This window comes from Streptomyces fildesensis, from assembly GCF_016107395.1.
Classification (GTDB): domain Bacteria; phylum Actinomycetota; class Actinomycetes; order Streptomycetales; family Streptomycetaceae; genus Actinacidiphila; species Actinacidiphila fildesensis.
Genome location: NZ_JAAIKO010000009.1, coordinates 61514 through 74475 on the forward strand (window position 1 = coordinate 61514; position 12962 = coordinate 74475).

Annotated in this window: 14 protein-coding genes and 1 pseudogene; 3 read left to right on the top strand and 12 right to left on the bottom strand. The window is 70.5% G+C overall.

Features of this window, described 5'->3' with window-relative positions; all coding sequences use genetic code 11:
• Positions 1 to 89 precede the first annotated feature (89 nt).
• Entirely contained in the window at positions 90 to 755 is a 666-nt protein-coding gene (locus tag C6N31_RS16170; protein WP_138352309.1) for a caspase family protein, read from the top strand.
• Between the two features lie 429 nt (positions 756 to 1184).
• On the opposite strand, the gene cseB is transcribed toward C6N31_RS16170, so the two are convergent.
• From cseB to C6N31_RS45175, 7 genes and pseudogenes are all read right to left on the bottom strand, one after another.
• Positions 1185 to 1925 carry a two-component system response regulator CseB gene (gene cseB / locus C6N31_RS16175; protein WP_269283605.1) on the bottom strand — a complete coding sequence of 247 codons (741 nt, stop codon included), beginning with the start codon at positions 1923 to 1925 and terminating at the stop codon, positions 1185 to 1187.
• Between the two features lie 213 nt (positions 1926 to 2138).
• Positions 2139 to 3389, bottom strand: coding sequence for a neprosin family prolyl endopeptidase (locus tag C6N31_RS16180; RefSeq protein ID WP_138352310.1), 1251 nt, complete (start codon positions 3387 to 3389; stop codon positions 2139 to 2141).
• 47 nt (positions 3390 to 3436) lie between these two features.
• Positions 3437 to 3694: a hypothetical protein gene (locus C6N31_RS16185; RefSeq protein WP_138352311.1), complete on the bottom strand. Its 258-nt coding sequence runs from the start codon at positions 3692 to 3694 to the stop codon at positions 3437 to 3439.
• Between the two features lies 1 nt (position 3695).
• The gene (locus C6N31_RS16190) at positions 3696 to 4922 is read right to left on the bottom strand and encodes a neprosin family prolyl endopeptidase (protein ID WP_138352312.1); all 1227 of its coding nucleotides are present in this window, start codon (positions 4920 to 4922) and stop codon (positions 3696 to 3698) included.
• 314 nt (positions 4923 to 5236) lie between these two features.
• A pseudogene (locus C6N31_RS16195) lies at positions 5237 to 5470 on the bottom strand (hypothetical protein); the annotation flags it as partial.
• Positions 5471 to 5502: 32 nt separating this feature from the next.
• On the bottom strand, positions 5503 to 5898 hold the full coding sequence (locus C6N31_RS45170) for a LysR substrate-binding domain-containing protein (RefSeq protein ID WP_307811415.1): 396 nt from the start codon (positions 5896 to 5898) through the stop codon (positions 5503 to 5505).
• Positions 5822 to 6421: a LysR family transcriptional regulator gene (locus tag C6N31_RS45175; RefSeq protein ID WP_306664979.1), complete on the bottom strand. Its 600-nt coding sequence runs from the start codon at positions 6419 to 6421 to the stop codon at positions 5822 to 5824. Before C6N31_RS45175 ends, C6N31_RS45170 begins: the two co-directional genes overlap by 77 nt.
• A gap of 70 nt (positions 6422 to 6491) precedes the next feature.
• On the opposite strand from C6N31_RS45175, the gene C6N31_RS16205 reads away from it, so the two are divergent.
• Together C6N31_RS16205 and C6N31_RS16210 are read left to right on the top strand one after the other, a co-directional pair.
• The gene (locus C6N31_RS16205) at positions 6492 to 7406 is read left to right on the top strand and encodes a cyclase family protein (RefSeq protein ID WP_198357726.1); all 915 of its coding nucleotides are present in this window, start codon (positions 6492 to 6494) and stop codon (positions 7404 to 7406) included.
• A 10-nt stretch (positions 7407 to 7416) separates the two neighbouring features.
• Positions 7417 to 7665, top strand: coding sequence for a CBU_0592 family membrane protein (locus C6N31_RS16210; protein WP_232485287.1), 249 nt, complete (start codon positions 7417 to 7419; stop codon positions 7663 to 7665).
• A 225-nt stretch (positions 7666 to 7890) separates the two neighbouring features.
• Here the strand turns inward: C6N31_RS16210 and C6N31_RS16220 are convergent, their stop codons facing one another.
• From C6N31_RS16220 to C6N31_RS16240, 5 genes are all read right to left on the bottom strand, one after another.
• Positions 7891 to 8763 (bottom strand): RNA polymerase sigma-70 factor, encoded by an 873-nt coding sequence (locus tag C6N31_RS16220; protein WP_198357727.1) that lies wholly within the window; start codon positions 8761 to 8763, stop codon positions 7891 to 7893.
• On the bottom strand, positions 8760 to 9338 hold the full coding sequence (locus C6N31_RS16225) for a carboxymuconolactone decarboxylase family protein (RefSeq protein ID WP_164292419.1): 579 nt from the start codon (positions 9336 to 9338) through the stop codon (positions 8760 to 8762). The genes C6N31_RS16220 and C6N31_RS16225 overlap by 4 nt, the downstream gene beginning before the upstream one ends.
• 147 nt (positions 9339 to 9485) lie before the next feature.
• Complete coding sequence (locus tag C6N31_RS16230) at positions 9486 to 10742, bottom strand: glycosyltransferase (RefSeq protein ID WP_198357728.1); 1257 nt, start codon at positions 10740 to 10742, stop codon at positions 9486 to 9488.
• 112 nt (positions 10743 to 10854) lie between these two features.
• On the bottom strand, positions 10855 to 11811 hold the full coding sequence (locus C6N31_RS16235) for a hypothetical protein (protein ID WP_198357729.1): 957 nt from the start codon (positions 11809 to 11811) through the stop codon (positions 10855 to 10857).
• A 40-nt stretch (positions 11812 to 11851) separates the two neighbouring features.
• The gene (locus C6N31_RS16240) at positions 11852 to 12955 is read right to left on the bottom strand and encodes an NlpC/P60 family protein (RefSeq protein WP_138352319.1); all 1104 of its coding nucleotides are present in this window, start codon (positions 12953 to 12955) and stop codon (positions 11852 to 11854) included.
• Positions 12956 to 12962 lie beyond the last annotated feature (7 nt).

A 12962-nucleotide genomic window follows, 5' to 3' on the forward strand; every position in this document is an offset into this window, starting at 1 on the left:
CTCATATTAAATAAGGTAAGGCTTGCCTTGCCATAACGGCGTCGGAGGGAACCACCATGCGGGTCGTCATGTCTGAATGAGGGGGAACCATGGCCTTGTACGCACTGCTGGTCGGCGTCGACGCGTACGAGGCTCCGGTCCAACGGCTGAACGGCGCCCGCAACGACATTGCGGCAGCGCAGGCCTTCCTGGCCGCGAGCGTGCCGCCCGACACGTACTTCCCGCTGTGCCTTCTGGATGAGGACGCGACCCGGGCCGCGGTGGTCGACGGCTTCCGGGACCACCTGGGGCGGGCCGGAGCCGGGGACAGCGCGGTGTTCTGGTTCTGCGGCCACGGGTCGCAGGCCACGCCGCCGGACGAAGCCGCCCACCTCGCACGGCTGGAGCCGGGCGGCATGCTCCAGACGGTGCTGTGCGTGGACAGCCGGCACGACGGGACCGCGGACCTCTACGACAAGGAACTCGCGACGCTGATCGCGGAGGTGGCGGCGCGCGGGGTGCACCTGGTGGCGGTGATGGACTGCTGCCACTCGGACAGCTCCACCCGGGCGGGCGGTGACGCGGCGGCGGGACCGGGGGACGGTTTGCTGACGGCCCGCTGGCAGCCCGCCCGGACCACACCACCATCGGCCCACCTGCGGAGATCCGGCCCGCGGTCTCGGAGACCCGCCCCAGCCGGCGGCCGATCAGCCCGGCTCCGTAGACCGCCAGGGGCGTGGCCGCCGCGAGCGCGATCAGCGAGGCAACCACCATGACCACGTCGAGCCGGAACAGTTCGTGGCGCTCCGTGCTCATGTTGACCTGCAGGGCCAGCACCGGGCTGCCCGGGCCGTCGACTCGCTGGGCGGCCCAAACGCTGGGTCCCACATTGCCGTGGACGCTCCCGTCGTAGGCCGTGTGCCGGTCACCGTCGGCCGGGTTCCGTAGCGTGTAGGGCAGTTCGGCCGGATCGAGCTCGGCACCGTCGGTGAGAGTTCCGGTACGCCGGTAGGTGTCCACGGCCGAGTACACACCGTTGGAGGCCCGCATTTCGGCTCTGCCCAGAATGTCCTGCGCGGTCCATGCGTGCACCAGCAGGCCTACCGCGGCCGCGACCAGGCAGGCCGTGGCCGCGGCCAGTGCGGTGATCTTCCAGCGCAGGGGCACGCGGGCCGGACGCAGGCGGTGGAACGGGTGCACCGGCCTCAACGCCTGAGCTTGTAGCCGAAGCCGCGGACCGTCTCGATCCTGTCCCGGCCCAGCTTCCTGCGCAGCCGCTGCACGCACAGGTCCACGACCCGGCTGTCGCCGTCCCAGCCGTACTCCCTCACGTTCCGGAGCAGGGTGTGCCGCTCCAGCACGATGCCCGGGTGGGCGGCGAACTCCAGCAGCAGCTTCAGTTCGGTCGGAGTCAGCGCCACCGGGCTGCCGGCGACGAACACCTCCAGGCCGCCGGTGTCGATGGTCAGGTCGCCTAGGACCAGCAGTTCCCCCTCGGAGAGGAGCGGCTCGTCGCCCGCGGCCTGCCCGGGTGCCGGGGCGGGCGGGTAGGTCGCCCGGCGCAGCAGCGAACGGATGCGTGCCACGAGCACGCCGGTCTCCACGGGTTTGACCACGTAGTCGTCCGCCCCGGCCTCCAGACCGGCGACGACGTCGAGCCCGTCGCCGCGGGCGGACATCATCAGAACCGGCACCAGGCTGGTCTCCCGGACCTTGCGGCACAGGCCGACGCCGTCCAGGCCGGGCAGCATCACATCCAGGATCAGCAGGTCGAAGCTGTCGTCGCGGAAGAGCTCCAGCCCCGTCAGCCCGTCGGCCGCGGCCTTCATCCGGTAGCCGTAGCGATCGAGGGCGACGGTGAAGGACCGGCGCATCAGGTCGTCGTCCTCCACCAGCAGCACGCGCGCAGGCCGCGGAGCGGCCGGGGCCGGGTTAGCGGGGGACACGGGCAGCTGGCTCCTGTTCGGACGACGGGTGGCAGAGGTCCCGGGTGGGCTGACGCGGCCGGCGACCTGGAAGGAACGATATGTCAGGCCCTCCGTGCCTCCTCTTCGCCACGGCCCGGCGCATCGGTTCGATGGACAACGAAGCGCTCGCTGATACCGGCCCGATACAAACCCGCCACGTCGGCGCGTCGCTTGACGACCGACGCCGTGACGTCAGCAGTTCCCGCCCGGGCCGCCGAAGAACAGGTAGGTGCCCCAGTCGTACGACACCGAGTTGTTGGTGATCTGGAGTGAGTAGCACGTTCCGGTGACCGAGCCCGCTTGCGCAAGGTTCGGGTACACCGCGCCGCCGCCCACCGGGAAGACCGTCGCTGTCCGTTGGTACGCGGCTTGGCCGAAGCCCGCCGTGGCGTGTTGGCCGGAGCCCATCGGGGGCCATGTGCTGACCGCGGACCCGACCTCACCACCGAATCGGGCCCGGGTGGCCTTGGTGGTCAGCGGTCCGTTGTTGAACCAGGACACCGGGAAGCAGCCGATCGGATGGTCGTCGAAGTAGAACCACCACGCGTTGTCGGTGAGGAAGAAGCCCATCCGGTGCTCGACCTGGGATCCGCCGCTCTGGGAAACGAACAACGGGCTTCCCGGATTCACGTACGGGTTGGTAACGGGACGGAACACACCGTCGTCCAGGTTGTAGACGCGATCGCCGTCCTCGTAGTTGTCCCGGTTCGCGAAGACGAAGAGGTGCGGTCTGGCGTCGTGATACCGCGCGATGTCGACATGCCATCCGCATTCGACGGTTTGCAGGAGGGTGCCGTCGTGCCCTGCGAGGTACCACTGCTGGCTGAAGGTCGACTGAAAGGAGGGCGCGGCGAACGGGCTCCACACATTGACCCTGCTCGACCCGCCCAGACAGTCGATGTCCAGTTCCCCGGTCGCGTATCTCTTGTTCGGAAGCAGGGCCACCGGTGACTCGGCGGCGGGCGCTGCGAGGCCGAACGGCTTCTCTTTCGCCGAGAAGGCCGCCAGATTCGGGAAGCGGCACAGCCCCGACAAGGTGGTGCGGTACAGGGGCGTGGTGTCGGCAGGAGAGGTCCGGGCAGGCGCCGGGTTCTGCGGCCCTGGGCGCACGGTCTCCTGCGACCTGGGGTCCGGCGGGGTCGGCTCGTCGGGTTCGGGAACCTGCGGCGGGCCGTCGGCCGGGGCGACGGCGAGACCGCCCCAGCGCCGCGCGGCAGGATGCGTGTCCGCGACGATGTGGTCGATGACCTGTCCGTCGGTCTCGACGGAGCTCTCGACGGCTTTCACACCCCGGTACAGCTCCAGCACATACGCCTGCATCTCCTCGAAGGCGGCCGAGCTTTCCACTCCGGACCCGGGCAGTCGGCGGAAGTCTTCGTACCGGGTCGAAGCCACGGATTCGAGGAACCGGTCGAACGGTTGCGGGGAGATGTGAGCGGTCACGGGAAGACCCCCTCGGACGGAGGAAAGCGGTGGCCCGGCTGGCCCGGCTAGTAAGTGGCCGGATCGTCGGGGTTGCGGATCGGTGGCTCGTCGGTGATGACACGTTTGCCCGCCAGTGGGTGGTCACCGCGGCTGCGCCGCCGGGGGAGATAGCCGTCCGGGCAGAGTTTCGGCTCCTGGGCGTCGGCGGGCACGGGTGCTTCCGGGGGTTCCGCGAGGTCACCCGCATCGTCGATCCGGACGCATTCGACATCGGGATCGACCTCGGAGGGAATGATGTCGGGACGGTTGTCCTCGGTTGGCATGTCAGGCAACTCCGCCCGGTCCGCCCCAGTAGAAATACGATCCCCAGGTGGACGCTCCGCTGAAGTCCGCCGCGATCTGGTAGGCGTTCGGATTGGTTACCGAGGGGTACCCCTGCATCGCGGCCATCGTGCCCACCGCATCGGTCTGATAGGCCAGATTGCGCATGTAGGCCGCGTGCTGCCACCCCTCGAAGGGGAAGTGACCGCTGCCCATCCATGTGGCCGTGGGTTCCGGGTGGTTGGCCACGTCGTCGACTATCTCACCACCCCAGTCCACCGTCGCCGCCTGGTCGCGCAGCCCGCCGGAGTTGAACAGGCCGTTGGGGTAGTAGCCCATCCATTCGTTGCCCACCCGGACCCACCAGTTGCCCAGCGAGAGAGTGACCTTCAAGGAGAGCTCGTACTGATCCCCGCCCAGAATGCTCTCGGCGAGCCGCATGCCCGGATAGGCCACCGACGACCGCTGCACCCAGCCGGTCACATCGGTGTTGTAGCCGCCGAGATCATTGCCGCCCTGGGTGTAGCCGTTGGTCGTGAAGAAGATGAACAGATGCGGGTTCCAGTCGTTGTAGAGGTCGAAGTAGGTCTGCGCGCCCACCTCGACGGTCTGCAGTCCGGCTCCGCCGCCGCGCACCACCCACAGCTGCCCCAGGGAGAACTCGTTCGACCACTGGACGTAGGGCCGCCACGTGTTGATGATCCCCTCGGTGCCGAAGTTCACCACCGACTGACTGGCATGGGCGTACTTGTGCACCGCGTCGGAGGCGCTGGGCGTGGCCGGGCCCGGATCGTCGGGCGGCGTGGATCGTTTGGCCCGGATCCCCTTCGCGAGGTAGTCCTGAAGGGTGCCGGCGGGGGAGACCCGGTCCAGGGGCTTGCGCAGGACCGGGACCGTTCCGGGCGGGCCCGGCTCGTTGCCGGGTGCTGCGAGCTCGAAAGGCGGGGACTGCGAAGGACGGTCGGCGTCGCGCACCAGCTCTGTGTGCTCCAGCGCGGGTGGCTCGGCCAGGGCGCCGGCTGCCTGGGATTCCGCGGGAATCCAGTCGAGCTCCTGACCGGAGGCCGTCGTCGTACGGGCGATGACGTCGCGGCGCGCGTACAGGTCCTTGAAGTGCTGCCGGATCTCATCGAGCCGCTCGGCTGCTTCGCGGTCCAGATCCCGGCCGGATCTCGGCTGCTGCGGCGATTCCGGCGCCTCGGGGTTCCGCTGGACTCTTCCTGTTTCCATCGTGCTCACCTTCCACCCGCGCTCGCGGGTCAGGTCAGGCAATCGACGACCGCGGCAACGATGACTCCGGCCGCGTCGGCCCCTGTACGAGCCCGGCTCCGAGCGCCCATGCGTCGACGGTCTGCTGCGTCGTGATCACCTGTTGCGGTGGCGCACGGTAGGGCACTCACCAGCGCATCACGACGCTTGGGGGCGCGCCAACAGATAGGGCCATTCGGGTGGTCCTGGCGTGGATCAGGGTTGTTTCCGACGCTGCGTTGCCCGGTCAGGCGCGGGTCGCTGCGATCGGGCCCACGAGGCGTGAGTCCTGGACCTCAACGCCGCGCGTGGCGGATCTTCAACCGTCCGAAGCCCATGGTCCCCGAGATCCGGATCCTTGGCCCACCGGGGCGGGGGGAGTGCTGCGGGGCTTTGTAGCGCGAGTCCTTCCACCCGGTGTGCAGATCCTCGACGTCGGCGATCGCGTCGCGAGGCACCGTGATCTGGGCTCTGCCGGTGCCGAGTCGCAGCTCGATGTCGACCGCCGGATGCTCGAGGACCGCCCGTGGCCGGCGTCGGCCAACCCGGCAGACCTGTGCGGTCACGGCACCCGCACCGGGATCAACCCGGCCTGGTCGGCCGACTCCCGCAAGGCCTGGACGACGGCGGAGGCGACGGGATCGGGTCCCGAGCGGCGGAACAGCGCGGTGATCCTGCGGTGGCCGACGACCGGAACGGCGGGCACCGCGACCGGCGCCGGCGGTGTCGAGCCGAGCGCCAAAGTGGGCACGACGGCCGCTCCCGCACCGGCTGCCACCATGGCCAGAACGGTGGGGAACTCTCGGCACGTGTGGTCGCGGCGGGCGGTGAAGCCGTTGTCGGCGCAGATCCGCAGCAGCGCCCGGCCGCAGGCGGTGTCGTCAGGGCTGGCGACCCAGGGGCGGCCGGCCAGGTCCCGGATCGAGGCCGGCCGCGGCCAGCCGACGGGCGTGACCACGCGGTACTCGTCGTCGGCCACCGGGGGAGGAGGCCAGATCGTGCCCGTCGGAGGACGCGACACCGTCGCCGTCGTGCTCGGTGACGACCATGTCGCAACCGCCGGTGCGCAGTTCGCGGAGGGCCGCGGCGCCCTCCAGCTCGACCACCCGTGGCTCCAGCTCGGGATACGCCTCCACGATCGCGCGCAGCGCCGGCGCCACCAGGTGGCAGATCGCGGTGGAGAACGCGGCGATCGTGACGGGCCCGGCCACCCGGCCGCTGAGTTCCGTCAGCTCGCGTCGCGCCTCGGCCAGCTCCTGTTCGATGCGTTCCGCGCGGGCGGCGAGCAGGTGTCCTGCGGGAGTGAGCCCGACTCTGCGGCGGGAGCGGTCCACCAGCGGCAGCCCCACCTCCCGCTCCAGCTGGGCGAGCTGCTGGGAGACGGCGGACGGGGACAGATGCAGGAGCTGGGCCGCGTCCATGACGCCCCCGCGCAGAGCGACCGCGCGTAGGACGCGAAGCCGCCGGGGGTCGAGTTCCATAAGCAGAACTGTAGTGGCACTTCAGAAAATCGTGATTGAAATAAAGCAGGGCTTCACTGATCATCGGAGCATGGAAACCAGTGAGGAATGGCGTGTGCAGTTCGACGCCGATGTCGTCTTCGCCAACGGCGGAGGCCTGCAGACCCAGGGGTTCCGGCTGGACGTGCCGGGTCCGGACCTCAGTGACCAGGAGGTCGGGGAGCTGCTCGTGCGCCACCTCGGCCTGCTCATGGTCGGCGAGGTGCGGATCAGCGAGCGGCAGCTGCTGCGCGAACCCCACAAGGGATCGCGCGGCACCGAGGGGAGCGCTCGTTCCGGGGGACGGACCGTGGACCTGAGCCATCCGATCCGTCAGGGCATGGTGACCCTTCCGGGGGTGCCAGGACCCGAGATCGGCGAGCACCTGTCCCGGGAGGCCTCTCGCGGCACCTATGCGCCGGGTACCGAGTTCTCCATCGGACACATCGCGATGGTGGCCAACACGGGTACGTACGTCGACGCCCCCTTCCACCGCTTTGCTGAGGGGGACGACCTCGCCGCGCTGCCGCTGGAGCGGCTGACCGACCTGGACGGCGTGGTGATCCGCGTGACGGGCACCGAAGGGCCCGCGGTCGACCGGGCGCTCCTGCTGCCGCACGAGGTGACCGGAAAGGCCGTGCTGATCCACACCGGCTGGGACCGGCACTGGAGCACCGAGCAGTACGGCGTCGGTCACCCCTTCCTGACCGCCGAAGCGGCGGCCTGGCTCGCCGACCAGCGGCCGGCCCTCGTGGGGATCGACTCACTCAACATCGACAGCACGACGGACGGGACCCGGCCCGCCCACACCCTGCTGCTCGCGGCGGGCATCCCCGTGGTCGAGCACCTGCGGGGGCTGGAGCAGCTGCCGCCCCACGGTTTCCGCTTCACCGCCGCACCGCCGGCGGTCGAGGGCCTGGGCACCTTCCCCGTACGGGCCTTCGCGCTCGTGGACCAGGACCGGTAGTTCGGTGGAGATGTTCCTGGCGGCCATCGGCTGGGCGGGAGCGGCCTTCCTGCTGGCGGCCTACGCCCTGGTCTCGGCCGAACGGATCAGTGCCGGCGGCGTCGCCTTCCAGCTGCTCAACCTGTTCGGCGCCGCCGCCCTGACCGCCAACTCCGCGTACCACCGGGCGTGGCCCTCAGCGGTCCTCAACCTGATCTGGATCGTCATCGGCACGGCCGCGATCACGACACACGCCCGCGCTCACGCCCAATTGCGGTAGGGGGCAGCCCGGTTGCCGGGACACCGGTGGCGTCCTCAACTCATCAGCTCCGGCGCGAAGTAGTCACGCAGTCGGGCGATCTTCCCGTCCCGGATGCGGAAGATCTGCACGAGCGGGACCGGCTCGGGGAAACTGATTTCCGCCAACGATCGGACGGTCGTGCGGATGCCGCGTGGCGTTCCGGCCGACCGCCCGGAACGCCACAGCGACAGAGCGGAAGCCGGCTTACCTGGAGAGTTCGGCCGGTTCGTCCAGCCGCGTCAGCTTCCGTTGGTTTCTCACCAGGTAGACCCGTGTGACCTGCCCGTTCTCCACCACGACGCTCAGCGTCGCCGCCAACTCGCCGTCGATCTCGATCCGGACCGCGGGCGCGCCGTTGAGCCATACGGCCGTTGTCCCGAGCGAGGCCACGTCCACCCGGTTCGCGCGCGCGAGCACCTGCGCCACCAGGTCGACCCCGTGGACCGGAGCCAGAGCGGCGGCCGCGAACCCGCCACCATCGGCGATGAGGACCACGTCCGGTGCCATGACCTCCACCAGCTCCTGCAACTTCCCGGTTCGCAACGCTGCCAGGAACCGTTCCACCACGGCCTGCTGTTCCGACCGGCTCACCTGCACCCGCGGCTGCCGGGCCGCCACATGCTCGCGGGCCCGCCGCGCGATCTGCCGCACCGTGGCCGCGGTCTTCCCCACGGCTTCGGCGATCTCGCCGTACGGGATGTCGAAGACCTCGCGGAGCACGAACACCGCCCGCTCCGTCGGTCCGAGCGTTTCCAGCACCGTCAGCATCGCGATCGACACGCTCTCCGCGAGTTCGATGTCCTCGGCGACATCGGGGCTGGTCAAGAGCGGTTCCGGTAGCCACTCACCGACGTACTCCTCGCGGCTGCGCGACAACGACCGCAGGCGGTTGAGCGCTTGACGTGTGACGACCCGTACGAGGTAGGCCCGCGGGTCACGCACCTGCGAGCGGTCGACGTCGGCCCACCGCAGCCAGGACTCCTGCACCACGTCCTCCGCGTCGGCCGCCGACCCGAGCATCTCGTAGGCGACCGTGAACAGCAGGCTGCGATGGGCGACGAACGGGTCCTCGGTCATGCCGTCGACGCTGCCCGGGACTTCTCAGGACGCTTGGCCAGCGGAATCCCGCAGGCATCGGAGAAGCCCTGCGAGGTGATCCCGTGCGCCGAGTTGTTCCTGGTCGCCATGTTGGCGAAGCCGATGGACGCGGTGAGCTCGACCATCGCCGCCGGGCCGAGCCGGTCGAGCAGGCTTGCGTACTGTTCATCGGTGACGGTCGGGGGCGTGCTGGTCATGGCCTCGGCGTACTCGAGCACGTCCCTCTCCAGCGGTGTGAACACCTCCGACTCCCGCCAGCGCGGCACCTGGCTCGCCTTGGCCAGGTCCAGGTTCTTGTTCAGCGCCTGGAAGTAGTTGATGTCGAGGCACCAGCTGCACCCGACCTGAGCCGCGACCGCCATGTGCGCGAACGTCTTGAGACCCTCGTCGGCCATGTCCCACTCGCTCACCTTGCCCCCGATCTCCGCGGAGTCCTGGGCGACCTTGGGGTTGTGCGCCGTCACCTCGAAGGGTTCGGGCACGGCACCGAACTGCTTGATCATGTTTTCGCTGAGCTCGGTGGGGAGCTCAGCCTTCGGAGCGCGTAGCGCCATGGTGTCCTCCTTGGACGTCTGCCTGTTCGGCATGAAGACACCGCCGGGCGCGCGGATGTGACATCCGCCAACGCGATCGCGCAGGGATCGCCCCTGCGCCCGGTCGACGCGCCCGGTCGACGGAGGCCGTCTCGAGAGCCGGCGTCGTCAGCCGCCGGAGAGCCGGCCGACCGCGGCCACGACGGCACCCGCTCCGTCCTCGCCGGCGATCCGGGTGGCGAGGGCTTGGGCGCGGCCGCGGAAGGCGGGAGTGTCGGTTGCCTGTCGCAAGGCGGCGGTCAGTCGGTCGGCGGACAGGTCGCGCAGGGGGACGGGCCCGGGGCTGACGCCCAGGCGGGTGAGGCGGGCGGCCCAGAAGGGAGCGTCCATCTGGGCCGGTACCGGGACCGCGGGTACGCCCGCACGCAGCCCCGCCGCGGTGGTGCCGGCGCCGGCGTGGTGGACGACGGCCGCCATGCGCGGGAACAGCCAGTGGTGAGGGACCTCGTCCACGGTCAGGACGTCGTCACCGGTCACCTTCAGTCCCGTCCAGCCGGGCTGGACGACGGCCCGCAGTCCTGCGCTCCGCAGGGCGGTGGTGACGATGTTGCCGAGGCGCGCGGCGTCCGCGACGACCAGGGAGCCGAACCCTACGTAGACCGGCGGTGGCCCGGCCCGCAGGAAGTCGGCCAGCTGCGGCGAAGGGTGCCAGTCCGGTGCCGGGGACGGCCACCAGTAGCCGGCTACTCGCATCCCCGGCGGCCAGTCGGCCGGCCGCGGGACGACGCTGGGGGAGAAGCCGTGCAGGACGGGCCAGAGCTGCCGTACGTCGTGCCGTCGTTGGGCCAGGGCGCTGCGGGCAGGGAGCCCGAGCTGCCGGCGGAGCGTGCGGACGGTTGGCGCGAAGAGGTGGTCGGTGGCGGACTGGACTGTCCGGCCCACGAGCCGGTTGACGTGCTCTCCGCCCTGGACGCGGTTCCCTGCGAGCAGAGGCGCGAAGGCACCGGTGGGGGCGAGTGGCTGGAGGAAGACGCCCATGCTGGGCAGTCCGAGTGCTTCGGCGACGACCCGGCCCAGGGGCGCTGTGGTGGCCGACAGGAGAAGCAGGTCCGTGCCGTGCGAGGCGGCGGCGAGAATGCCCTGTCCCAGAGCGGGCATGAGGGCCCGCCCCATGCGCACCAGTTCGATGACGGCACGAGCGCCGGTGCCGGCGTGCAGCAGCCGCTGCCCAGCGGCGGACGACAGCTCGGCGCGTGGGTCGGCGGGCAGGGCGTGGAAGCCGAGCCCCGCCTCCCGGACGGAGGCCGCGAACCCCGTGTGCGTGGCCACCGACACCTCATGACCCGCCCTGCGCAGCCGTGCGCCGAGGCCGGTGTACGGGGCCACGTCGCCTCGGGACCCGGCGGTGACGATCAGGATGCGCATGCTGTGCAGTATCGCGGGACCGGCCGCGCACCACCCTGGGAAACGCGGGCGGTCCCGCCGGACCGGCACCGTTGAGGCGAATCCGCCCCAGCGGGGCGCACGTCCGAGGTCTCTACCGGTTCCAGTGCCGGGCCACTTCGGCCAGCGCACCGGCGACTTCTGCGCGGGCAGCTGCGGAGTCGCGCACACCGCGGCTGTTCTCGATGTGCAGGAAGGGGACGCCGCGTTCGGCGGCGGACGCGCTCTGTATGTTGGTCGTGCCTTCGAGCCGGCCGCACGACTGTTCCCAGACGCGGCACACACGCTGTCCTGCCGCTGCGATCAGGTCGGCGGCGCGCCGCACGTCGGAATTCGCGGCCGCAACTCCCGGCGAGACGACGACATCGTGGCCGGGTGAGCTCTCGTCGGCGAACCCGTGCACCTGGACGGCGGGGAAGCCGCGCGCGACGAGCATGTCGCACACGGCGTTGAAGGTGGTGCCCCGGCGGTGCGCGACGTCCGCGGCGTTGCCCTGGCCGACGTCACGCGGCGCGCCGGCGAGTACCAGGACTCCACCCGGCACCCTGCTGAACAGGTCCGCTCCGATCAGCTCGCTGCGCAGGTCGGAGCGCGGGTGGGGCACCTGCACGCTCCACCGGGCCGGGCGGCTGAGATCCACGTAGACCCGCCCCCAGCCTCGTGCCGTGGACCGTTCCTCGGACACCTCGGCGACCTGGCGGTTCGATCCTGTCAGCCGCAGGACGCGCACGGTGAAGCCGACACCCGACAGTTCCTTGCGCGCCGCGCTCGCCCTGCCGTTCAGGACGAGTTCCACCCCCCGGCTCAGGTGTGCGCGCTCGGCGGCGTCGGGGGTGCGATAGCCGTCGGTCCCGGAGAATCCGGCGACGAAGGAGCCGATCCGGTCGATCAGATCGACCGGCGGCGGGCTTCCGATGACGCCGGGCGACGGTGTTCCGTGCGAACGGGGCAGCACGGCGACGGCGAGGGCGACGGCGGTCGTCGCCAGCAGCGCCAGGCCGGACAGCAGGGCCGTGCGGCGCGGTTCGGCAGTTCGGTTCCAGGGAGGCATGTGGTCCCATCCTTGGCGGCGGGTGCGCGCCGCCACATCGTCAGATCCGTTTGGCGCTGCGCAGCCACTTGGCGTAGAAGCCGTCGCCGTCCAGCCGTGAATCCCCGCCCAGGTCTCCCAGCGTGGGTCCGTTGGCCTCCTTGCGGCTGGAGATGAAACGGGCGTGCCCGTCGGTGTCCAGGCCGAGGTAGATGGCCATGTGGTCGAGGCGGATCCCGGTGCGCTTGTCCATTTCGAAGAAGACGAGGTCGCCCGGTTGCAGGGCGTCGATGGAGGAGGGCCGGGCGTAGTAGTAGAGGGGATTGCGGGTGTTGCCGGTTTTGACGAGCGGCAGAATCGGCAGCCCGGGTTTACCGGTGGCGATGCCGTTCGCGGTGCGGGGCAGTCCGGCGCCGGTCGACGTGTCGGTGGCGTTCAGGAGGTAGCCGCTGCGGTAGCCGTAGACCATGCGGACGAAGCCGGAACAGTCGAGGGCGCCGTACTTGTTCTTCTCGGGGGTCTCGCGCAGGCCGTCCTTGAACTTCCAGCTCGTGCCGAGGTAGTCGTAGAAGTCGGACTGCTCCTTGCGCTGGTTCACCACGTCCACGGGACCGAACTGGGAGTCCCCCCGGAAACGCTGGCCCAGGGCGTTCTTCGCCGGCTTGGCGCCGTCGCCGTACTGCAGGGCGATCGCGAAGACGTCGTCGGCCGTACTGCCCCGGTACTGGTGGAACCAGCTGGCGAACCACTTCTGCTGTTCGGCGCCCTTGGCCCAGGCGCGCGGCAGCAGCCGAACCCAGCTGTCCGTGACCACGGTCGCCCGGGTGGTCCGCGGCTCGGCGAAGGTGCGGCCGGGGCCGGTGAGGACGGCCGTGCGGGCACCGTCGGTGAAGGTGGCCACGACCTCGCCGTCGGTGTCGCGCACCACGGTGCGCGCCGGATGGGCCAGTCGCAGATACGTCATCCGGCCCACTGCGGCCTTGGCGCCTGCGGTGTCGTCCGGCGTGGTGGGCTCGGCCTGCAGCGAGCCGAGCGCGGGCAACCGCCCGTTGTCGGTGCGCTGCCGCATCTCCACCGTCAGCCAGCCACTCGTCGCGAGCAGGGCGACGAGGACTGCTGTGTTGAGCGCGGTGCGGATCTTGCTGCGGCGTTTCTTCGGGCTCATCGGCTTA